The 24,016-nt window shown below is 37.7% G+C and carries 21 protein-coding genes; 20 read left to right on the forward strand and 1 reads right to left on the reverse strand.

The genetic code is table 11. The features are described 5' to 3' along the window. Positions 1–91: 91 nt before the first annotated feature. Positions 92–748, reverse strand: coding sequence for an HD domain-containing protein (locus MKJ04_RS15845; protein ID WP_241642629.1), 657 nt, complete (start codon positions 746–748; stop codon positions 92–94). 143 nt (positions 749–891) lie between these two features. Here MKJ04_RS15845 and MKJ04_RS15850 point away from each other — a divergent pair, with 143 nt between their 5' ends. The 20 genes from MKJ04_RS15850 to MKJ04_RS15945 all read left to right on the forward strand — a co-directional run bounded on the left by MKJ04_RS15850 (position 892) and on the right by MKJ04_RS15945 (position 23,950). After that, positions 892–1,716, forward strand: a complete 825-nt coding sequence (locus tag MKJ04_RS15850) for a DUF481 domain-containing protein (protein ID WP_241642630.1) — start codon at positions 892–894, stop codon at positions 1,714–1,716. A gap of 132 nt (positions 1,717–1,848) precedes the next feature. Continuing rightward, positions 1,849–2,628 (forward strand): polysaccharide biosynthesis/export family protein, encoded by a 780-nt coding sequence (locus tag MKJ04_RS15855; RefSeq protein ID WP_241642631.1) that lies wholly within the window; start codon positions 1,849–1,851, stop codon positions 2,626–2,628. 27 nt (positions 2,629–2,655) lie between these two features. Continuing rightward, on the forward strand, positions 2,656–5,010 hold the full coding sequence (locus MKJ04_RS15860; RefSeq protein ID WP_241642632.1) for a GumC family protein: 2,355 nt from the start codon (positions 2,656–2,658) through the stop codon (positions 5,008–5,010). Between the two features lie 304 nt (positions 5,011–5,314). Then, positions 5,315–6,256 carry a GDP-L-fucose synthase family protein gene (locus tag MKJ04_RS15865; RefSeq protein ID WP_241642633.1) on the forward strand — a complete coding sequence of 314 codons (942 nt, stop codon included), beginning with the start codon at positions 5,315–5,317 and terminating at the stop codon, positions 6,254–6,256. A 78-nt stretch (positions 6,257–6,334) separates the two neighbouring features. Next, complete coding sequence (gmd, locus tag MKJ04_RS15870) at positions 6,335–7,447, forward strand: GDP-mannose 4,6-dehydratase (protein ID WP_241642634.1); 1,113 nt, start codon at positions 6,335–6,337, stop codon at positions 7,445–7,447. A gap of 148 nt (positions 7,448–7,595) precedes the next feature. After that, a complete protein-coding gene (locus MKJ04_RS15875) occupies positions 7,596–8,447 on the forward strand; it encodes an ABC transporter permease (protein ID WP_241642635.1) in 852 nt (283 codons plus the stop codon). Positions 8,448–8,451: 4 nt separating this feature from the next. Then, positions 8,452–9,744 (forward strand): ABC transporter ATP-binding protein, encoded by a 1,293-nt coding sequence (locus tag MKJ04_RS15880; protein WP_241642636.1) that lies wholly within the window; start codon positions 8,452–8,454, stop codon positions 9,742–9,744. Beyond that, on the forward strand, positions 9,714–10,952 hold the full coding sequence (locus MKJ04_RS15885) for a glycosyltransferase family 4 protein (protein WP_241642637.1): 1,239 nt from the start codon (positions 9,714–9,716) through the stop codon (positions 10,950–10,952). Before MKJ04_RS15880 ends, MKJ04_RS15885 begins: the two co-directional genes overlap by 31 nt. After that, positions 10,949–12,028, forward strand: coding sequence for a DegT/DnrJ/EryC1/StrS family aminotransferase (locus tag MKJ04_RS15890; RefSeq protein ID WP_241642638.1), 1,080 nt, complete (start codon positions 10,949–10,951; stop codon positions 12,026–12,028). The genes MKJ04_RS15885 and MKJ04_RS15890 overlap by 4 nt, the downstream gene beginning before the upstream one ends. A gap of 3 nt (positions 12,029–12,031) precedes the next feature. Then, positions 12,032–12,652 carry a NeuD/PglB/VioB family sugar acetyltransferase gene (locus MKJ04_RS15895; RefSeq protein ID WP_241642639.1) on the forward strand — a complete coding sequence of 207 codons (621 nt, stop codon included), beginning with the start codon at positions 12,032–12,034 and terminating at the stop codon, positions 12,650–12,652. A gap of 9 nt (positions 12,653–12,661) precedes the next feature. Beyond that, positions 12,662–13,612, forward strand: coding sequence for a glycosyltransferase (locus MKJ04_RS15900; protein WP_241642640.1), 951 nt, complete (start codon positions 12,662–12,664; stop codon positions 13,610–13,612). A 263-nt stretch (positions 13,613–13,875) separates the two neighbouring features. Further along, positions 13,876–14,958, forward strand: coding sequence for a glycosyltransferase family 2 protein (locus tag MKJ04_RS15905; RefSeq protein ID WP_241642641.1), 1,083 nt, complete (start codon positions 13,876–13,878; stop codon positions 14,956–14,958). Then, the gene (locus tag MKJ04_RS15910; protein WP_241642642.1) at positions 14,948–16,099 is read left to right on the forward strand and encodes a glycosyltransferase family 4 protein; all 1,152 of its coding nucleotides are present in this window, start codon (positions 14,948–14,950) and stop codon (positions 16,097–16,099) included. The genes MKJ04_RS15905 and MKJ04_RS15910 overlap by 11 nt, the downstream gene beginning before the upstream one ends. Continuing rightward, a complete protein-coding gene (locus MKJ04_RS15915) occupies positions 16,096–17,064 on the forward strand; it encodes a glycosyltransferase (RefSeq protein WP_241642643.1) in 969 nt (322 codons plus the stop codon). Before MKJ04_RS15910 ends, MKJ04_RS15915 begins: the two co-directional genes overlap by 4 nt. Then, entirely contained in the window at positions 17,057–18,058 is a 1,002-nt protein-coding gene (locus MKJ04_RS15920) for a glycosyltransferase family 2 protein (protein WP_241642644.1), read from the forward strand. Before MKJ04_RS15915 ends, MKJ04_RS15920 begins: the two co-directional genes overlap by 8 nt. Before the next feature lie 46 nt (positions 18,059–18,104). After that, the gene (locus tag MKJ04_RS15925; RefSeq protein ID WP_241642645.1) at positions 18,105–19,166 is read left to right on the forward strand and encodes a hypothetical protein; all 1,062 of its coding nucleotides are present in this window, start codon (positions 18,105–18,107) and stop codon (positions 19,164–19,166) included. Between the two features lie 33 nt (positions 19,167–19,199). Continuing rightward, on the forward strand, positions 19,200–20,303 hold the full coding sequence (gene wecB / locus MKJ04_RS15930; RefSeq protein ID WP_241642646.1) for a non-hydrolyzing UDP-N-acetylglucosamine 2-epimerase: 1,104 nt from the start codon (positions 19,200–19,202) through the stop codon (positions 20,301–20,303). Next, on the forward strand, positions 20,303–21,448 hold the full coding sequence (locus MKJ04_RS15935) for a hypothetical protein (RefSeq protein WP_241642647.1): 1,146 nt from the start codon (positions 20,303–20,305) through the stop codon (positions 21,446–21,448). The genes wecB and MKJ04_RS15935 overlap by 1 nt, the downstream gene beginning before the upstream one ends. 5 nt (positions 21,449–21,453) lie before the next feature. Next, entirely contained in the window at positions 21,454–22,605 is a 1,152-nt protein-coding gene (locus tag MKJ04_RS15940) for a glycosyltransferase family 4 protein (RefSeq protein ID WP_241642648.1), read from the forward strand. Further along, positions 22,580–23,950: an O-antigen ligase family protein gene (locus MKJ04_RS15945; RefSeq protein ID WP_241642649.1), complete on the forward strand. Its 1,371-nt coding sequence runs from the start codon at positions 22,580–22,582 to the stop codon at positions 23,948–23,950. Before MKJ04_RS15940 ends, MKJ04_RS15945 begins: the two co-directional genes overlap by 26 nt. Positions 23,951–24,016: the final 66 nt, after the last annotated feature.

Raw genomic sequence — 24,016 nt, forward strand, 5'->3', positions numbered from 1 at the left:
TTATATCCCCTTTATACCTGCTCTGATTTTTACGCAACAGCTGACAGAACCACCGTAGGCTTGCACTATGCAGCTATTTAACCAGGCAAACTCATTTAAGTCCTTCCCACTCGGCATAAAACTGCTTCAGGAAGTTCTCCATGTAGGCGTGCCTTTCTTCTGCCAGTTGATTGGCTGTCTTTGTGTGCATACGGTCTTTTAGGAGTAAAAGCTTCTCATAAAAGTGATTGATGGTAGGGGCGGTGCTGGCTTTGTAGGCCTCAAACGAGTCATGCAGTTGCGTAGGAATGGTGGGGTTGTAGAGTTCGCGGTTCTTGTGGCCCCCATAGGCAAAGGTGCGGGCAATGCCGATCGCCCCGATGGCATCCAGCCGGTCTGCATCCTGCACCACGCAACCTTCCAGGGATTTCATAGCCGAAGAAGTGCCCGCCCCTTTATAAGATAAGTCTTTAATTATCTCGCAGATATGGGTGATATGCTCTGGGTTTACTTCATGCTTCGTGAGCCATTCCCTGGCCATGCGTGGGCCGACGGTATCGTCTCCGTTATGGAATTTGTGGTCTCCGATGTCGTGCAGCAACGCTGCCAGCTCTACTATATAGAGATCTACGTCCTCGTGGGCCGCGATGTGCTTTGCATTGTTCCAGACACGGTAGATATGCCACCAGTCATGCCCGGAGCCTTCCCCGGTGAGTAGTTCCTGCACATAGGCGGCGGTGGCAGCAATAGTTTCGTTCGAATAGGGCATACATATAGATACTGACTTCAAAAGCCAAAGCTACTAAAACTTTGGGCACCGCACCTTAAGGTGGCGCATCACATATTGCCCCTCATGCTGGCCTTCGCTATATTTGCAAGGCTTTTAACCATATCACACCCCTCCAAATAATCATGCCCACCCACTTTCTGCCCGTTGCTTTTGCTTTTATTTTATACCTCTTCTCCTATAGCAGCCAGGCGCAAATCCTGAATATCGAGCGGCAGCGGATTGAGAAGGATACTGTTAACTATTTTACCGGGAAAGCTGGCCTGAACTTTTCCATGTTCAACCGGAATGCCGGGAAAAGCAACCCGAACAACTACCTACAGCTTACGTTCGACGGAAACATTGCCTATGTTTCTGCAAGAAATAGTTATTTGTTGCTCAACTATTACAATTACCTGTTGGTGAACTATGACTCCAGGGAGCAGCGCAACACAGTGGCCAGCACCGGCTATTCGCACTTCAGGACGAACTTTCTATATAAAAAACCACTCTCTTACGAAACCTTCGTGCAGCTGCAGGCCGATAAAGCCCGGGGGCTAGAGTTACGCACCCTGGCTGGGGGAGGACTGCGGTACAGGCTGTTCCAAACCAAGAAATCGGCTGTATACCTAGGTGCCGGTATCATGCACGAACACGAAGCGTGGGAATCTCAGCAGGAGGATGCAGAACTCATCCGGTCCGATCTAATTAAATCCACAAACTACCTCAGCCTCAAATCCACTCTGACTGAACAGGTGAGCACGAATGCTATCGTTTATTACCAAACTGGGTATGACAAGGGGCTCGCCTCTTTCCGGAACAGAATAAGCGGCGACGTGACACTGCAGGTGAAGCTTACCAGTAAATTTAGCCTGCGCACCAACTTTAACTGCACCTACGAGGATGAACCGATCATACCCATTACCCGGTTCGTGTATGCGATCTCGAATGGGGTGCAGGTGCAGTTTTAATAAAAAAGTATAATTTATTTTTCATGCGAACACGGCACTGATATAATATTTCCTTAATTTCGCCCTTTCAAAAGTGGCAATAGGTGCAATTTTAATTCGTGGTTGCAACCTTACATAAGTTTCTAATAGAAGATGCGTAAAACCTTAATTGCCCTGTGGCTGCTAATCGGAGTTTTTGTATTCCCTGCCTGTGTGCCGCAGAAGAGAGTCATCCTACTGCAGGAGAACCCTCAGGTTGAAAACCAGGGAGATGCAGACGCATTGCTGCGCACCTTTGACCTGAAACCCGTTGCGTATACCCTGAAGCCCGGCGATGTGCTCTCACTCAGAGTGCAAAGCACCACCCCCACAGAGTTTGATTTTCTGGCTACCGGTACTACTATCTTTGGCGCACAGGACCCCGTGCTAAGCGGGTATACATTGGACTCTGACGGAAACATCCTCTTGCCAGCAGTGGGTAAGGTAAATCTAAACGGACTGACTATGCCAGAGGCACGCATCAAAGTGACCGATGCCTTAAACCCCTTTTTATCTGATCCTACCGTTAATTTACGTTTGCTCACGTTCCGGTATACCATTATTGGAGAAGTGACTCAACAAGGGCAGTTTACCACATACCAGGATAACATCAATGTGATGGAAGCCATCGCTTCTGCAGGTGGCTTTAGCCCTTATTCGAACCGAAGCAACATTAAACTTGTTCGCTACGAAAATGGGGTGGCAAAACTATACAAGTTTAGTTTACTGGATGATAATACCTTAGGGAAAAATAATTTTTACCTGCAACCCAATGACATGCTCGTAGTGGATCCGTTGCCGGCTAAGTTTGTACAAGAAAACGTTGTGGGTAACGTAAGTTTGGTTTTGTCGGTTGTAACAGCCTTGGCACTGCTAGCCACCCGTTTTCTATAATATTAAATCCTGAGCTAACTTCCGAACGTGAATCCAGAACCTATCCCACAACAAGACAGTCTGATTGACTTGCAATTTATATTGCAGAAGTTAAAGCAATATTGGTACTTGTTTTTTTTAACTGTGCCTTTAGCGCTTGTTATAGCTTTTTTAGTAAATCGGTACACACCTCCTGTGTATGCAGCCAGCACAACGGTATTAATCAAGGACCCAACTGACCTCTCGAATGCTCCTGTCAATTTGCTCTATGGCGGGGAGTTGCTAGGTAACGAAAAGAACCTGAACAATGAAGCGGTGATGTTGAAATCCAACGACATGGTTGGGGAAACAATCCGTTCTTTAGATTTCGGGATTTCTTATTTTGTAGAAGGGGATATTAATTTTACTGAAATTTTTGAGGAGAGTCCAATACATATCCTTATTGATTCAAGCTCCACAAATATCCCTTTTGGAGCGCTTATTCAGTATGAAATGAATGATGAAACGACCTTTAACCTGCATTTGCCGGGGTCAGCCGACTCCGTAAAAACATTCATGTTTGGGAGGCTTATCAACATTGGGGGCTTTAAATTCGTCGTAAATAGTACTGGAAAACAGTTTTCTGCTGGGGATCTTTTTTTTCGCGTGAACAAATTTGAGGATCTGGTAAAACAATATAGTAGTAGCCTATCTATAAACCCTGTTCAGGAGACGTCGATTTTAGAAATAAGCACAACAACTACAAATACCAGAAAAGCAATTACCTTTTTAGACCAACACGTACAGACTTATATTTCACAAAGTTTGCTAGAGAAGAATAAGACAGCAGTCAATACCATCAATTTCATAGATAAGCAGTTGGCCCAAATCAGTGATTCCCTTTATCGGGTGGAAGGGCAACTGGAATCTTTCAAGAAAGAGAATACCGGGCTGACTATGAGTGAGGAGGGATCTCAGACAACCGGGCAGATACAGGAAATTGAACAGGAAAAAGCAGCGCTTCTGGTTAGTGCCAAATACTTTACCTATTTAAAAGATTATATTGCAGCAGGCAATGTAACCGAAAGCATTATTGCGCCTTCATCTTTTGGAGTCACTGATCCTGTGCTGAACCAGTTAATCAATCAACTGATTGAAGTCCAATTGCAATTGGCCTCTCTGAAAACAGAGAGCACGCAAAACCCAATTGTTCGCACGCAAATTCAGGCAGCGCAAGCACAGGCACGGGAGCTTTTGGCAGGTATTGCCGAAAATGTACGCAACTTACAGCAGGTCAACCAGATTTCAGTTCGAGATATTAATGCGCGTATTAGCCGATTGATGGGAACCCTGCAGCAGCTCCCTGCGGCAGAAAGACAATTTATCAATCTGACACGCATGTATAACCTCAGCGAGGGGTTATATGTCTTCCTGATGCAAAAAAGGGCAGAGGCGGGAATTTCTACCGCTGCCACCACCCCAGATGCCCGTTTGGTTAATACAGCAGCTGTAAAAGCTGTCATCTCTCCAAATCCAAACCAAACTTATTTAATTGCGCTCTTTATTGGGTTATTTTTACCTATCGGGTTCATTTTCCTTAAGGAGTTGCTGAATAATAAAATCAATTCTACAGAGGATATAGCCAGCCATACGAACCTTCCCTTACTAGGTATGGTGGGGCATAATAAAAATGAAAAAGCCAGCTTAATAGATCAGAATCCTAAATCTGCTCTTGCTGAAGCTTTTAGAACTGTTCGCTCCAATTTGCGCTTTATGATCGGTGCTAAGTCAGGCGAAGGAAAAATCTTTGTCATCACTTCCTCTATAAGTGGTGAGGGGAAAACTTTCTCAGCCAAGAACCTTGCCTATATTTTTGCAATATCTGGTGAGCGGACCCTTTTGGTAAACGCTGACATGCGCAAGCCGAATAATAACTCAGATTTTGGCGTGCATAGCGCAGTTGGGTTAAGTAATTACCTAGCAGAGCATATTAGTATAGATGAGGCGATACACCATACGCTACAAGATAACCTGCATATACTTCCATCCGGGGATATACCTCCTAACCCTTCTGAGTTATTGCTTAGCAAACGAATGGATGAGTTGGTTGCAGTGTTAAAGACGCAATATGATTATATCATACTGGATACTCCCCCGGTTGGAATTATTTCGGATGGCCTGGAGCTGATGCACCTGGCTGATGCGAATATATTTATGGTACGCCAGGGGTACACACTTAAAAACTTTGTTTCCAATATTCAGCAACAGTATCAATCCGGTAAGATTAAAAACACGGCTATTCTATTCAACGATGTCGATTTTACGAAACTTAACTACGGCTATGGGTATGGATACGGATATGGGTATGGGTATTATGCCGAGGATGTAGAACGAGAGTCGTGGTGGAAAAGGCTTGTGAGATAAACACATTTTAGCCCCAGAAGAAACTTAGCGTTGTACGCTGGTGCGAGCTAGCAGCTTGCACCTCATTGTAAGTAGTAACTTAACTTAACCGATAAATAGAGTATAGTTAATTATAGTCAATGCACTCCTACGAAATATCTAGAGTAAGTAGTAAAGGTACGAGCTGCAAGCTAGCATTGAGCTAAGAACTAGAAAATAGACTTTAAATTATTCCATCGGAACTATAGTTCGTTGTTTAATTTTCAAAGAGCTCGTTTTATAATTATTTAATAAATAAGCTTGTCGTGAAAATCTTTATATGAAGATGCAAAAAGATTCGAAGGTATACGTGGCGGGCCACCGGGGCATGGTGGGCTCGGCCATCGTGCGGGCGCTGGAGGCGGAAGGCTATACCAACATCATCGTGCGGCGCTCAGCAGAGCTGGACCTGCGGGACCAGGCGGCAGTGAAGGCCCTCTTCTCGGAGGAGAAACCGGAGTTTGTTTTCCTGGCGGCGGCCAAGGTTGGGGGCATCGTTGCCAATAACACCTACCGCGCCGACTTCCTCTACGACAACCTCATGATCGAGGCCAACATCATCCACGCTGCCTACGAGACGGGCGTGAAGAAGCTCCTGTTCCTGGGTTCTTCCTGCATCTACCCCAAGCTCGCGCCGCAGCCGCTGAAGGAGGAGTACCTTTTGACCGGGGAGCTGGAGCCGACCAACGAGCCTTACGCCATCGCCAAGATCGCGGGCATCAAGCTCTGCGAGGCCTACCGCGACCAGTACGGCTGCGACTTCATCAGCGCCATGCCCACTAACCTCTACGGCTACAACGACAACTACCACCCGCAGAACTCGCACGTGCTGCCGGCCCTCATCCGCCGCTTCTACGAGGCGAAGGAGAGCGGGGCGGAGGCGGTCACGATCTGGGGCACGGGCAGCCCGCTGCGCGAGTTCCTCTTCGCCGACGACCTGGCCCAAGCCTGCCTCTTTTTGATGCAGACCTACTCGGGCCGCGAGCTGGTGAACGTGGGCACCGGCGAGGATTTGTCCATTAAAGAGCTGGCCGAGCTGGTGAAGGTGACAGTGGGCTACACAGGCGAGCTTCGCCTCGACACCACCAAGCCAGACGGCACCCCCCGCAAGCTCATGGACGTGACAAAACTGCACAACCTGGGCTGGCACCATACCACCGAACTGAAAGAGGGCATTGCTCTAGCCTACGCCGACTTCCTCTCGCAGGAGGCCGTCGCCGAAAGATAATCGCATTCAACACAAGACATATAACATAGCGTTTCGGGGAAAAAAACCGGAACTCGTAACTCATAACTCAGAACTCACATGAAAGTAGCCCTTATCACAGGCATCACAGGGCAGGACGGGGCGTACCTGGCCGAGCTCCTATTGGAAAAAGGATACATGGTGCACGGCCTCAAGCGCCGCAGCTCCATGTTCAACACCGACCGGGTGGACCATCTCTACCAGGACCCGCACGAGAGTGACGTGCGCTTCAAGATGCACTACGGCGACCTGACGGACTCGACCAACATCATCCGCATCATCCAGGAGACGCAGCCTGACGAGATCTACAACCTGGCAGCCATGAGTCACGTGAAGGTGAGCTTCGACACGCCCGAGTACACGGCCAACGCCGACGGCATCGGCACGCTGCGCATACTCGAGGCAATCCGTATTCTGGGCCTGGTGGAGAAAACAAGGGTCTACCAGGCATCAACTTCTGAACTGTATGGTTTGGTGCAGGAGGTGCCGCAGTCGGAGACGACGCCTTTCTACCCGCGCTCACCTTACGCGGTGGCAAAGCTTTACGCTTACTGGATCACGGTCAACTACCGCGAGGCCTACGGCATGTTCGCCACCAACGGCATCCTCTTCAACCACGAGTCGCCGCTGCGGGGCGAGACGTTTGTGACGCGCAAGATCACCAGGGCCGCGGCGCGTATCGCCATGGGCCTGCAGGACAAACTCTATTTGGGCAACCTGGACTCCAAGCGCGACTGGGGCCATGCCAAGGACTACGTGGAGGCCATGTGGCGCATCCTGCAGCAGGACACGCCGGAGGACTTCGTGATCGCAACGGGCGTGACCACCACCGTACGTGATTTCATTAAAATGGCTTTTGCGGAAGTTGGCTTTGAACTGGAGTTCAAAGGCGAAGGCGTAGAGGAGAAGGGATACATTGCAGCCTGCAAAAACCCGGAGTACCAGCTCGAGGTGGGCAGGGAGGTGGTAAGCGTGGATCCGAACTATTTCCGACCGACAGAGGTTGAGTTGCTTATCGGTGATGCTACCAAATCGAATACAAAGCTTGGCTGGATTCCAAAGTATGATCTGGCTGCCTTAGTGAAGGATATGATGACTTCGGATCTGGAATTGTTCAAGCGCGATACCTACCTGAAACAAGGTGGGCATAAAGTGCTTAATTACCACGAGTAAAATAGCATAATCATTACTCCTTATATTATTAAATGTAGGAGATGAAAAAATCCCCACTTGGGGGTGGGGCCCTTCTTTAAAGATAAGGAGGGGCTGGGGTGATTGAAATTTTATCTCCCAATAAATTATAAATTAACTTACCATTATAATGAAAGAACAGGATGAGGATTGGACGATGGTTATTAAGCCTAGTTCCGGTCTGTTCGATTTACAATTAAAGGAAGTTTGGCGTTACCGAGATCTGCTTCAGATGTTTGTGCGGCGCGACTTTGTAGCTGTTTACAAACAAACCATACTAGGGCCTATCTGGTTTTTCCTGCAGCCGCTCTTTACTACCATTACATTTACGATTGTATTTGGTAAAATTGCTGGCATGTCAACCAATGGCGTTCCTCCTTTGTTGTTTTATATGGCAGGTATTGTAGGCTGGAATTATTTTGCTGAGTGCCTCAATACTACTTCAACCACATTTATCCAGAATGCCAATATTTTCGGTAAAGTATACTTTCCCCGGCTCATTATGCCTCTTTCAATCATTGTGTCCAATCTCTTGAAATTTGGGGTGCAATTAATTCTGTTCCTTGTACTTCTTGGCTATTATATAATAAGAGGAGCAGATGTACAGCCGAATATTTATCTTTTATTGGTTCCATTTTTAGTTTTATTAATGGCAGGCCTTGGGCTCGGTTTCGGGATGTTAATATCTGCTATGACGACCAAATACCGCGATCTAAAGTTTTTGGTAGGTTTTGGTGTGCAATTAGCTATGTATGCTTCCCCTGTTATCTATCCCCTTTCTACCTTGCCGGAAAAGTATAAGATTTATATTGCAGCTAATCCGATGTCAGGTATTATCGAAGCTTTTCGTTTTGCATTTTTAGGTTCCGGCACTCTTAACTGGAACTACTTAATTTATTCTACTTTATTTACTCTTGTCATTTTTATCCTGGGGGTAATTACTTTTAATAAAGTAGAAAAATCTTTCATGGATACGGTTTAATATAATGAGCAATACTGTTATTAGAGTAGAGAATTTATCTAAGCAATATCGATTAGGTGAATTAGGTACGGGTACAATCTCGCATGACTTAAACCGCTGGTGGAATAAGGTGCGAGGGAAAGAAGATCCATACCTTAAGATTGGTGAGGTAAACGATAGAACTACTAAAGCAACAAGTGAGTACGCATGGGCACTTCAGGATATAAACTTTGAAGTTAAACAAGGCGAAGTGCTGGGTATTATCGGTAAAAATGGAGCAGGTAAATCGACACTCCTTAAACTACTTTCAAGAGTAACTGCCCCAACAACTGGTACTATAAAAGCAAAAGGCCGTATTGCTTCGCTTTTAGAAGTAGGCACAGGATTCCATGAGGAGCTTACTGGCCGCGAAAATGTTTTCCTGAATGGAGCCATCATGGGCATGAGTAAAGCTGAGATACGTTCTAAGTTCGATGAGATTGTTGCTTTCTCAGGTACTGAACGGTATATCGACACGCCTGTTAAGCGCTATTCTTCTGGTATGCGTGTACGGCTTGCCTTTGCTGTTGCTGCACACTTGGAACCCGAAATATTGATAGTGGATGAGGTTTTAGCAGTTGGAGATGCAGAATTTCAGAAAAAGGCAATTGGAAAAATGCAGGATGTAAGCAGAGGTGATGGTAGGACAGTTCTGTTCGTAAGCCATAATATGGCAGCTGTACAGGCTTTATGCACAAATGGTTTAATTTTAAAAAATGGTACTGTTGATAATTTTGGTGAAATCAATAAAATGATAAACCATTATATTGACGATAATGGAAATGTTGATAAAACATTTAAAGAATGGCAACAGGGCAGTGGTCCAGGCAATTCTCAAATAGAATTAACTTCAGTATCTATAGTAGACGAAAATTTCCAACGTAAAGAGCAATTTTATCTAGATGAAAAAATCTTTATAAGTATAAAATTTAGAATTAATGAACCGGGCCTAAAAATAAATTTTTCCTTATCGCTTTATGGAAAAGGAGAAGAGTATATACTTTCATCTCCTTCGATTAATGATCCATTGTACAGAGTGCCATTAGACAGAGGAATTTACGAAGCAATATGTATAATTCCTTCTAGCTTATTTAATGAAGGTACATTTTACTTAAGTATTTTACTTGTTAATAACCAAAATCGAATAATTACCCAGTTAGATAAAATATTATCTATCACCTATATAGATGATGGTAAAAATAGGGGTAATTATTTTGGTCATTGGAGTGGTTTAATTAGACCTAATTTATGTTGGAATACAAAAAAAATAAACTTTTAAGTAAAGTTTATCATTACGTTTTGTTACTAATTTCTAAATTTATTAAGACTACTTTTATTAAACCTTATATTGGTATAAAACAATATGATCTTCTCATTTTTGACGATATTTTCCCTTATGAAAAGTCTCTTTTCAGATATATTGAGTTTAATAATTATTTAGAAGGATTTAAAAAAACAAAGGTAGTATCCACCGGAACAGCATTAACAGTTCTTAATGCTAATAAAACAATTGCACAAGTTATAAAAGATTTTAAGCTAGAAAATCCTTCGAATAAAAGTTTTAAAATCATAGAGCATAAAGGTCTTGTAAACTTTAATGCGAAATTGATTTACTGTATTTTTCTTAATAATATTTATGGAATTATAGATTTCGTTGATAAACACAAAATTCCATTTATTTTTACTCTTTATCCTGGAGGTGGGTTTAGGTTAAATGATGAAACTTCAGATAAAAAATTAACTAGAATTCTAAATTCTCCAAATCTGAAAAAAATTATTGCTACGCAAAACATCACTTATGATTATTTAATTGATAACCACAACTGTCCTGAACATTTGATAGAATATATATTTGGTGTTGTGAGTAATACAACAATTGATAATGCCAAAATCGATTATAAAAAGTGGAAGGTTAATAAAGATACATTTGATATATGCTTTATGGCTGGAAGATATACCCCTCAAGGTATTGATAAAGGTTATGATACTTTTATAGCTGTAGCAAAAGAACTCAACAAAGAATACGAATTCATTCGATTTCATATAGTGGGAGGTTTTGATCATAAAGTAATAGAAGTTTCTGATTTAGGAGATAATATTACATTTTATGGTTACAGAGATTCAGATTTTTTAAATCATTTTTTCTCCAAAATTGATTTAATAATATCTCCTAATGTCCCTTTCAAACTTAGTAATGGGGCATTTGATGGATTCCCCTTAGGCTGTTGTGTTGAAGCATCATTAAATGGAGTTGCAGTATTAGCCAGCGATGAACTTAATCAAAATGATGGATATATACCCAATGAAGAAATAATAATTATCAAACCTAACGCATCTGATATATTACTTGCAGTTAAGGATTTGATAACTAACTACCATAAAATGATTGAACTGGCAGAAAGAGGTAGACTAAAAACATTAAAACTTTACTCTAAAGAAGCACAACTAGAAAGAAGAAATAATTTATTAAAAGAGCTGATTCAATGATAAATGTTACAAAACCTTTTCTTCCTCCGTTGGAAGAGTATGAATATTACATAAAAGGAATTTGGAAAAGAGAGTGGTTAACAAATAACGGACCGCTAGTAAATGAACTTGAACTGAGATTAAAAGATTACCTTGATGTACCTCACCTTTTTTTTGTAAGTAATGGTACAATTGCCTTGCAGCTTGCCATAAAAGTACTGGGCCTAAAAGGAGAAATCATTACCACGCCATTCTCTTTTGTTGCAACAACCAGTAGTATAGTCTGGGAAGGATGCATACCTGTATTCGTTGATATTGATCCTGCTACATTAAATATTGATCCTGCTTTAATAGAGGCAGCAATTACTTCTAATACTACTGCAATTCTAGCTACTCATGTATATGGTAACCCCTGCGATGTTGATGCTATCCAAGTTATAGCAGATAAGTATAACTTAAAAGTTATTTATGATGGCGCTCATGCTTTCGGTACTAATTATAAGTCTAAATCAGTTTTTTCTTACGGTGATTTAAACACGTTAAGTTTCCATGCAACCAAGTTATTCCATACTACTGAAGGAGGAGCTATTATAACACATGATGCTTCTGTAGCCAAAGAAATTGCTCATATGCGAAACTTTGGTTATGATGGTCCTGAACATTTTTATGGATTAGGGATTAACGGAAAAAATAGTGAGTTCCATGCAGCTATGGGGCTTTGTAATCTTAAATATGTTTCGGAAATTCTTTTACGGAGAAAAGAGCAATCAGAAAGATATAATACGAAGCTACTATCTTTAAAAGTATCAAAGCCTGTAATCAAACTACACATAGAGTATAACTATTCGTATTATCCAATAATTTTTGAAAGTGAGCAGGCACTTGTAAAAGCTGTTGAAGCATTGCATGGAGTATATGTATACCCCAGAAGATACTTCTATCCTTCTTTAGAAACATTAAATTATGTGCCCCAGCAAAAGGTATCAATCTCTAGCGATCATTCCAAAAGAGTACTTTGCCTGCCTTTATACCATGATTTGTCTCTTGAAGAAATTGATATGATTTGTAGGGCATTATTGAGATCTCAAAATTATTAGTAAATGGTTATAATCGGTGCAAAAGGCCATGCAAAGGATGTTCTTTGTGTACTAGAAGACAACGGGTTTTCTAATAGATTGTATTTTTATGATGATGTATCTGAAGACTTACCTTCTGAGTTGTATGGAATTTATACTATTCTTAAAACTTTTGAGGATGTTACTGAAGTTTTAAAACATGATCCAGATTTCATTATTGGTGTTGGAAATCCTTTCATTCGGCAACTCATGTGTAACAAATTTACTACTGAAGGAGGCATTTTACAGTCTTTGATATCAAGAAGAGCACTAATTGGTAAGCATGAAGTTACAATAGAGCCAGGTGTAAATATAATGGCTAATGTTACAATTAGTAATAATGTTATAATAGGAGAGGGTACTTTAATAAATGCAGGAGTTTTAGTTCATCATGATGTTAGAATCGGAAAGTTTGTGGAAGTTTCCCCAGGTACAGTCGTAACCGGTGGTGTTACTATTGATGATTTTTCTATAATAGGATCAGGAGCAATTCTTCTACCTAAAATTAAGATAGGAAAAAATGTAATAATAGGAGCTGGTGCAGTTGTTACAAAATCTATTCCTAATAACACTAGAGTTAAGGGCATCCCCGCTACTTCCTTTTAATATCTTAATATGAAATCAGCTATAGTAACAAGGCCTGTTGTAAGCGTTTGCATGATTACTTATAATCATGAAAAGTTTATTACACAAGCTATAGAGGGTGTGCTTAAGCAAAAGACACAATTTCCTGTAGAGTTGATAATTGGAGATGATTGTAGTACTGACAGCACAAGAGCAATATGCATTGATTATCAAAATAGATATCCTCAAATTATTAAGCTCAGATTACCGGATACTAATTTAGGTGTAATGCCTAATTTTATTGAAAATTTAAAAGCTTGTGGAGGTAAATATATAGCTTTATGCGAAGGTGATGACTATTGGAATAATCCAACCAAACTTCAATGTCAGATTGATTTTTTAGAGGCCAATCCAGAGTATGTATTGAGCTTCCATGATGCTTTAGTTATACATCAGAATAAGAATCAGTTTACTGAAACTTTTAAGGAAAGGTTTGAGGAGCTTAGATGTAAAACAACATTTACTCACAAAAATGTTGTAGAAAAATGGTTTATGCCAACTGCATCTATAGTTTTTAAGAATAACCTTATTAGGAAATGGCCCGAGTGGTTTAACAAGGTTTATAGTGGAGATTATACTTTGCAGCTACTTGTATCACAATTTGGGCTGATAAAGTTCCATGACGAAATTTGGTGCACGCATATTAAACATGAAAGGGGCATAAGTCAGAGAATAGATCTTGATTTGTTTAGACTTCACAGAAAAATATACCAATATGACAAATATATATGCTATTTTGATAAAAAATATAGATACTTATTTTCTAATACGTTACTTTATTTTTATAAAGAAAAGTTAAAATTAGAAAATATTTCTACTAAGAAAATAGAAGTTAAACTACGAATCCTTGTACTTAAATTGAAAATCAGATATTTATATTATTATCAGCAATTTTCAGCCTCAGAACTTAAAGCAAAAGCTATGCATAGATTTCTAAAATAAGTGCTCAGCCCTAAACCTGTTTTTGAGTCTTAATTATTAATTATAACAATAGAGAGTTTAATTACTGTTTAATATTAATTCGGTCTCAAATCTGAGGATAGTAAATTGGTGGTTAATGCTTGTAGATTAAAGCTCTTTATATAATTATTAAACAACTTTTATTTTGCTCCCAGTATAAAACCAATTTTCTTTATTTATATGAAAGGGATTTGGCAATAGCATAAGGAATCAGTAAACGTTGCAAATAACTTCAGCAAAATTACATGTACAATCCATTAGTTAGCATTATTATTCCTCTATATAACAGAGAGCAATATATTTTAGCGACAATAAAATCAATAATAGATCAGACTTATTGCAACTGGGAAGTAGTTGTCATAGATGATCACTCAGAAGATAATTCATACAATATTGTAGAGTCTCTCTCTAGCGTCGATAATAGAATAAAATTATATAAAAGGCCAAGCGGCTTAAGAAAAGGTGCTTGTGCTTGTAGAAATCATGGTTTAAAATTAGCTAAAGGGGAATTCATTGTATTTTTAGACTCTGATGATCTATTAGCTCATTACTGTTTACAAAAAAGGGTAAAAAATATTCTTTTATACCCTGACTATGATTATTGGATATACCCAATGATGCTTTTTAATAAAGAAATTGGTGATTTAGATATAATATCTAATATAAACTCTGAGGAGGATGACTTAGATAGATTTTTAAGTCGTGATCAAGTATGGCTTATCACAGGGCCAATTTGGCGTAAGGAAACATTGCTTAATCTTGGTGGATTCATTGAGACACTTCCTTCACAGCAAGACTATGATCTACATATTAGAGCACTAATTTATGATTACAAATATATTTATTTTGATCTACAATGTGATTCTTATTATAGACAGATTACATCTTCCCATCCAGGTAAAAAAGCGTTTACATTACTTCAACTCTTCCACCGTATAAATTTAATATTCAACATTTACAATTTATTAATTTTATCTCAAAAAGTTAATAAAAAAAGAAAAAGATTAATTAGTCATCAAATATTACATTTGGTACAAAGAATAAGATGGAATAAAACCATCAATAATAGAGCTTCATTTTCTAATACTTTAAATTTTTGGGGAAAGGCATTTAAATTAAATATTATAGACTTTGTACAATTGATGTCAGGTTCATTATTTATATTAATAAGTTATTTTTATTTAGATGTTCGATTTAGAAGGCTTTATACATTAATAGTAAGAATTTTGAAACTTGTTTCTAATGATTTGTTTTTAGAACCGAAAAATACATTATGTAAAATACATTATTCATCCGTGATTGATACTTTAAAAAAAGATGCTAAATAAAAAAGTTCTCTTCATTACTCATAATTGTAGTAGAACTGGTGCTCCGATTGCTCTTCTCCGTTTTATAAAATTTCTAAAGTTGTCGGATCCCTCTTTTGATGGAGTATTGCTATTGAGAAACTCAGGTCCTTTAAAAGATGAATTTAAAAAGTATATTAAAGTAATTGAGTTTCTACCAGAGAAATTTTATATAAAAAAAAATATTTTCTCCTTTATTATTAACAGAATTAAACTAAAATTCTATAAGAAAGCTATGTTAAAGCTAATAATAGAAGAGAAATTTGATTTAGTTTATTCTAATACAATTGTAAATCTGAATGTTCTAGAGTTTCTTGAACCTTTAAAACTTAATATTATAGTTCATTTTCATGAACTCCAAAATACTGTTGATCATTATGGTGGAAATATAATAGTTGAAAAAACTAATAAAATTGCTAAGCATTTTATAGCAGTTAGTAAGGCAAGTGCTGCCTGTTTGACTGAAAATGGTGTCTGCAAAGAAAAAATATCAGTTGTATATAATTCGTTAGATGTTAATTCTATATTTATTGATACAAAGAAATTAAATTGCCCCTCTTTAAATAAATCAATAAATACTTTTGTAGTAGGTGGTTGTGGTTCAATAATTCATCTTAAAGGATATGATCTATTCATTGAAGTTGCAAATATAGTCATCAATCAAAAGGGATATAATGATATAAAATTTTTTTGGGTAGGTCATCATGCATCTAAAGAGGTAATGCAAGCAATTGGACAAAAGATTTCTATGTATAATTTATACGAAAATGTAAGTTTCATTGGGCAGGTTAGCGAGCCATATGCTTTTTTTAATGAAATTGACTTATTACTGTTTACATCAAGAAGTGAATCCTTTGGACTAACAGCTATAGAGGCAGCACTATTTGAGAAACCTACCATATGTTTTGATAATTCAGGTGGAGTCATTGAATTCGTAGATAGTGATTGTGGTATTATTGTGCCTCAATTAGATGTGAGAGCAATGGCGGAAGCAGTTATACAACTTTATAATAGTTCAAATGAAAGAACAGAACTTGGGATAAAAGCGAAGAAAAAAGTTGTTGAAAATCATTCACAGGTCATACAGTTACCTAAGCTAATTAATACAATTAACTCATTATGATTTCAATAGTTGTCTGTTCAAGAAGTAAAGTCTTATTAGAAAATCTTAAAAATGATATTGAACATTCTATTGGAGTTCAATATGAATTGATTGTAATTGATAATAGTAATAATGAATATGATATTTTTAAAGCTTATAATTTAGGAGTTCATCAGTGTAAAGGAAACATTATATGCTTTAGCCACGAAGATGTTAAGTTTCATTCTAAAAACTGGGGGCAAAAAGTTCATAATCATTTTAAAGATGATGATGTTGGTATGATTGGGGTAGTTGGCTGCACTGCTCTTCCCAAAGTTCCTGCACCTTGGTGGAATAATCAAATGATTAATTATCATCTCATTAATCTCATTCAATGTTGGGGTGATAGACAAATACCAGATGGAGGTTATAGAAAAACATTTTGCGAAGGGAAAACAATAGATTATAATAATCCAGAGCCAAAAATTAATTTACATGAGGCTGTAACATTAGATGGTCTGTGGTTTTGTATAAGAAAAGATCTTTTTTCGAATATTTCTTTCGACGAGTTAACCTGCCCTGGATTCCACTGCTATGATATTGATATTTCATTACAAGTTGGACAGTTTAAGAAAGTAGCTGTAGTATATGATATTTTAATTGAGCATTTTTCTCTAGGGACTCTTTCTCAAGGATGGTTCCTTGCATCATTAGCGTTTAATAAAAAATGGGAGGGCTCACTACCAAAAGTTTTGAATAATTATGATAAACAAACATATATTCAGTATGAGATAGAATGTCTTTTAACATTTGCTTATTGGATGCAAAGTGCAAATTTTAATGATGCATTGATAAAAGAAACCATTAAATATTATTTAATTCTCATTGAAAGAAACAATTCTTTAGAATATTCTATCTTAAAAAGATGGTCGAAATATGGTTATACTTTGACACGTTTTATAATAAAAATTAACAAAGTTTTAAATAGTATTATCAAAAATGCCTAAAGTATCAGTCTTCATTCCTGTATATAATGGTGGTAAGTTTATAGCTAAAACATTAGAAGCTGTTTTACAACAAACCTTCCAAGATTTTGAAATTATTGTTGTAAATGATGGTTCTACAGATAATACTTTAGATGTTTTAGCTACATTTGATGATGATCGCATTAAAATCTTTTCAAATTTTGAAAATAAGGGGTTAACGTTCACCCGAAATAGAGGATTAGAATTAGCAAACGGGGAGTATTTAGCTATTAATGATTGTGATGATATTTCACATCCAAATAGATTGCGGACTCAAGTTGATTTTCTAGACAAAAATAAGTCTGTGGGAATTGTTGGTACTAGTGCAAGAAGAATTGTAAATGGGCAATTTAAGTATATATGGTCTTATGTAACTTCATTTGAAGGTATAAAGTGTCGGCTTTTCTGGGGTAATGCTATAATAAACCCTACTGCTATGTTTCGAATGGATTATATAAAAGCAAACAACTTAAGATATGACGATAGGTTTTCTGCTGGTGAAGACTACGATTTATTCGAGCGAGCTGTTCACTTGTTTGAAGTTAGGAACTTATCTGATGTTTTGCTTGACTATAACATACATGGCCAAAATGCGACAATAACAATGAGTAAAGTGATGCATGAAAAAGCAAATGAAATTGGAATCAGACAACTTACGAAGCTAGGGCTTCAACTTTCTGAAAGGGAAAATATTCTCCATAAAAGGATATTAAATTATGAATTCAATAACAATGAATACGATTTAAAAGAGCTAGAATTCCATCTACGGAACATAGTTGATGCTAATATGAGCGCAAAAAACTACAAAGTTGATATTTTTAATAGTCAAATTGGTGAACGATGGTTTCAACTTTGCTATCATAGTAAAGTGAATAAAAGAAGAAATATTTTTTATAGTTCGTCATTAAGTGAATTACATTTAATGACATCTAAAGAGGCTTTTAAATTTTATATAAAAGATAGATTTTTCAATTAAAATTTAATAATGATTTATTTATCAATGTCAACTTTTACTTTATCAAATGAAACTATTATTAGTTGCAGAACTTAATGAGACTAATACTTTTATAGATGATATTTACAATGTTTTGTCTAAAGACGCTGAATGTGATACAGGAGTAGATAAGTTTTGGAATAGTAGTTATAATTATGATATCATTCATATTCATTGGCCTGAGAACTTATTTAATTGGTTAGAACCTACTAAAACTCAATTAGTTTTACTTAAGCATCGATTAAAATATTGGTATTCAAAATCAAAAATTATTGTTACTAGACATAACTATTATCCTCATTACAAAAAAACTCTAAAATTTCTAGAGCTTTATGAAATAGTATATTCAAGTGCTAGAGCTATAATACATTTAGGCAACTTTAGTAAACATGAATATTTAATAAGATATAAAGCATTAGCTTTTACTAATAAACAAATCCACTATATCATTCCACATCAAGTATATTCTAAATTACCAAATACTTTTACTCAGAAAGAAGCAAGAAGGAAACTAAGCATACCACAAAATAAAAAAGTAATATTAGTTTTTGGTTCATTGAGGAGTTCAGAAGAACTTAATATTGTATTAAGGTCATTTAAAAGTTTAAAAATTAGAGATAAGTTTCTTGTTGCAAATGCCTGGCCTTCTCAAGAACAATTCAAAAGAATAAGAATAGATTTGAAGCTTATTAATTTTTTAAAAACTGCTTTTTTGTCTAAAGATCAATACATGTTGTATAATAAAAAAGTTAATAGCAATGAGCTTCAATCATTGTTTAAAGCTTCAAATCTAGTTTTAATACCCAGAAAAGAATCTTTAAATTCAGGAAATCTTGCACTAGGCTTTACCTATGGGAAAGTAGTAGTTGGTCCAAACTCTGGTAATATTGGTGAAATTTTAATTAATTCTGGTAATCCAGTTTATAATAATTTTAATAATAAAGATGTTTCAATCGCTCTTGAGCAAGGTTTACTTGCTGATCAACAAGGTCTTGGAGAGGAAAACCTAAAGTATGGTTTAACAAATTGGAACCTTGATTTAATTGTTCAATTACATCTAAAAGCTTATAGTTTTTTACTAAGTATCTAAATTGCTTTAATTCGAATTGAATAGTAAAGATATATGATTCAAAAAAACATTCTAATTGTAGTTGGCACAAGGCCAAATTTTATTAAAATCACTCGTTTCAAAGCTGTTGTAGCGGCCAAATATACTGATAGAATAAATATTAAAATTGTCCACACAGGCCAGCATTTCGACCATAAAATGGCCGATGTTTTCTTTCAGCAACTAAATATTTATCCAGACTTTTTCTTAGATATTCCTGCTGCGAGGGCTAATATACAAATGGGGGAAATCATGATCCGGTTAGAGAAGATAATAACTGATTTTAAACCTGAAATGATGCTTGTGGTGGGAGACGTAAACTCAACTTTTGCAGCGGCCCTGACAGGGAATAAACTTGGTGTAAAAATAGCACATATAGAAAGTGGTCTACGCAGCTTTGATAGGGGGATGCCAGAAGAAATAAACCGTATCCTGACAGACGAAATATCTGATATATATTTTATAACGGAAGAAAGTGTAATAAAAAATCTTAAGAAAGAAGGTAAGCCTAAAGAAGCTATCCATTTTGTTGGGAACACCATGATCGATACGCTTGTAGCTTTTGAAGATGAGATAGACAAAGCTACTGTATTAGAAGATTTGGGTCTTCTGCCTCAGGAATATGTACTGATGACCATGCACCGGCCTTCTAATGTTGATGAGCTTGCCGGGTTGATGAAATTGGTACAACTGCTCAAACAACTTTCTGCTGATTTAAAAGTTGTTTTTCCGATTCATCCCAGAACTGTTAAAAAATTAAAAGAATCTGATCTATACTCTACCATCGAGTCGAACCCGAAAATCATCATTTCAGAGCCCTTGGATTACTTTTCGTTTCAGAAGCTTATTGCTAATTGCTTTGCTGTAATTACAGATAGTGGCTGTATTCAGGAAGAAACGACATATAAGCAGGTGCCTTGTCTTACACTAAGAGCAAATACTGAAAGACCTTCAACAATTAAGATAGGCAGTAATATTCTATTGAATTTTGAAGTAAACAAGGTGATGGATGCTGTCCATGATATCAGATCCGGGAATCATAAAAAAGGAAATGTACCGCCACTTTGGGATGGCAAAGCAACCGAGCGAATTGTAGAAGCCCTTAATAAAATTATTTAATGCTATATATAACATTAGGGGATCAGCCATCCGGTGTATATGAAGGGCAGGTAATTGATGTCTGTCATTTCCTTAACCATAACCTGAAGGTAAAAATGCGTTTAGTAGCATTTATTTCAATCAGAGGGTATAAGCGTAATAGGGCGAAAATAAAGTTAGATTATCCCGGAGCAATTGTTTTACCAATGTTTCCTAAGCTAAAGAACTGGCGGCTTAACTCCTATATGCTGGCGTTGGTTTGCCTGATCACAGGCGAACGTATAGCTATTTGCAGGAATGTTTTGGCAGCAAATATTGCCCTTTTTCTAAAGAAAACAGGGTTAATAAGAAAAGTATGTTACGACGGTCGGGGAGCTATTGCCGCTGAATGGGATGAATACAAGGTTGTAGAAGAAATGGGTTTGAAAAAAGAAATTGCTAAGTATGAGAAAGCCGCTGTGCTTTTGTCAGACTTTCGAATTGCTGTATCTTCAAAGCTTGTATCTTACTGGAATGAACAATATAGTTATACTTTAAAAGCTCATGGCGTTATTCCTTGTACTCTCAGTTCTCATTTTAATTTGATGTTAAATAGCGAGAATGAACTTGCGGTTTTAAAAACAGAGTTAGGTTATAACAAAAAAGATATTGTTCTTGTGTATTCTGGGTCAACGGCGGGATGGCAGTCTTTTGATTTATTGAAAAGTTTCCTTCTACCAATACTTGATTCTGCTTCCTATATGAAAGTTTTGTTTCTTTCGAAGGCAGATGAAAACAATTTATTCTTACGGGAGCATTATCCTGACCAGGTTGGTATCAAATGGGTCTCACCGGGCGAAGTAAATAAACATCTCGCTATTGCAGATTATGGCATCCTTATTCGTGAAAATACTGTTACCAACAATGTTGCTTCCCCGACCAAGTTTGCAGAGTATCTAGTGTCAGGTTTAAAAGTTATAATTTCCCCATATTTGGGCGACTATACTCAGTTCGTATTAGAAAACAGCAGTGGGTTGGTTGCTACTGGAAACAATTCAGAGGATTTAAAAGCTTTGGCTTATAGTGAACGTGTCAGATTAAATGAACTGGCTAAGCAGTATTTCCTAAAAAAATCTCCAGCCAACTTGGAACAGTATAAGCAACTTATACAAAAAATGAATTCCTGATTTGTATGAGAATAGCATTATTGACAGATGGAATTTACCCTTATGTGCTGGGTGGGATGCAGAAGCATTCTTACTACCTGGCTAAGTACTTGGCGCGAAATGGCGTGCATGTTGATTTATACCATACCGGTAATGAGGAAGCCGCTACGCCACAGTTAAAAGAATTTACAGAAGAGGAGCTTGCTTTTATAGAGCCTTATTATATCCCTTTCCCCTCTGTAGCTAAACTGCCGGGGCATTATGTTTTAGAATCTTTTTTGTATTCAGCACATATTTACAAAAAGCTAAAGGAGAATGAGCCTGTAGATTTTATATATGCACAAGGCTTTGCAGCTTGGAAAACAATTAGTGAACAGAAAAAGGGTGCAGCTTTACCTCCTATTGGCGTGAATTTCCATGGCGTAGAGATGTTTCAGCAGGCACCTAGTTTTAATGTAAAGCTTCAACATTTGCTGTTAAGAGCGCCAGTACAATTTATTTTAAAGGATACAGATTATGTTTTCTCTCTTGGCGGTAAACTTACGGCCATACAGAAAGCGTTAACTTCTAAAAAGATTCTGGAGATACCTATAGGCATTGAATCGCATTGGTTAGAGCAAAGTAATAAGGCAGTAACACATAGCGTTAGAAAATTTGTGTTTATAGGCAGATATGAAAGGCGCAAAGGGATTGAAGAACTACAGGAAGTTATAGAAAGCCTTTCTGGAAAGTATGCTTTTCATTTTAGCTTTATTGGGCCTATACCTACGGAAAAGCAACTGAAGTATGATGAGGTCGATTATCTTGGTTTGATCAAAAACGAGAAGGAAATTAAGTTAATCCTTCAGGCATGTGATGTACTGATATGCCCCAGCTATTCAGAAGGGATGCCGACGGTTATACTGGAAGCGATGGCTTCGGGTTTGGCAGTGATTGCGACAAATGTTGGGGCTGTGAGTAAGATTGTGACAGTAGATAACGGTTGGCTTATCCCAGTTGCAGACAAGCAAGCCTTAAAGCAGGCTATAGTTGATGCTATTCACCTGGATGAAAAAGAATTACATCAGAAGAAAGAGGCATCTTTACAACTAGTAAAAGATTCATATACTTGGGAAGCGATTATTAAAACAACCATTAAAGAAATTAAGACTATTGTTACTAAAACAGGAACATATTAGTAAACTGGCTCCAACGGAAACTGTTTTTGGAGCTGCCAGTTACAAACAACTATTCCTGCTTTTGCTTGTTTGGCTGGTTACAGGTATAACATTAGGAGCAGTAGCCATTCCTGTTCTGGCTTTGTTTGCCTTGTACCTGCAAAACCAGGGCAGGCACATTTACTTATTTATTGCCTTCTTCTTTACGCTTATACTGTCCGACAGCCGGCTCTACGCCTTATCGTTTTCACAGGATCTGAAAACTGTTTTAATGCTTCTACTTTTGCTTCCTCTGTTGTTTGCTAAAAAGTATACGTTAGCCCTTGACTTTACGAAATCATTTCATATACCATTCTTACTTTATATAAGCTTTGCCTTTTTTTGCATCAGCTTCAGCCCGGAGCCATTTACTGCCATTCAGAAAACGGTTTCCTACATCCTGCTGTTCATACTGGTGCCTGTCCTGTTTTATAGCTTATACCAAACCTATAAAACGTATTTTTTAAAAGCTGTTATTTACTTGGGGGTTGCCGTTCTAATTGCAGGTTATTTAATGTACCTGGCAAACCCCATGCTGGTGATGTATAATTTAGGAGGGCGCTCGTCTGGTGCTTTGGGTAACCCAAATGGGCTTGGTATGTTTTGCTTCCTGTTTTTCCTACTTTACTTTGTTATCCGGCATTATTTCCCGAAGCTGTTTTCTAAAAAAGAAAACGTAATCATCCTAATCCTGATTTTTTCTTCCTTGCTTTGGAGTGGATCGAGAGGGCAAACTATTTCTATTATGATTTTTCTTATAACCCAATTTTTATCTAAAAAAAATAAAACAGTAGGTGTGCTCATCTCTACTGCTTTAGGCCTCTTGCTTATAACTATAGATATAGACATTGTGGCTATTGCGAATACATTGGGGTTTGAAGACTATTTAAGAATTGATACATTAGATGCAGGTGGAGGTAGAGTGGTAGCGCGCCACTTCGCCTGGGAGCAGATACAAAAGAATTTTTGGGTAGGCAGAGGCTTTGGTTATACAGAATGGATTTATCGGCAGCATTTTTATGAACTAAGTATGTTGGGCCATGAAGGAAATGCGCATAATGCTTTTCTAACAGTTTGGTTAGACACAGGCTTTATAGGTTTAATTCTTTTTATTGCTGGTTGGGGTCTATTGTTTTTAAAAGCTGCTCAAAACTCATATCTCGCTTTCCCTATTGCCTTTGCTATTATAGCATCCAATATGGTGGAATCTTGGTTAGTGGCTTCATTAAATCCATTTACTATACAGCTGTTGATGGTTTTGACATTACTAATTTTTATCGTGAAAGATAAAAATAGGAGTGAGCAAAATCTTAATCTTAAGTTTTAAATCTTACCACCAATACCTTCACAAATCACAACATCAACAACCTAGGGCATTATTAATGCTAGGCTT

The sequence above is a fragment of the Pontibacter sp. E15-1 genome (genome assembly GCF_022601975.1).
In the GTDB taxonomy this organism is placed as follows: Bacteria; Bacteroidota; Bacteroidia; order Cytophagales; family Hymenobacteraceae; genus Pontibacter.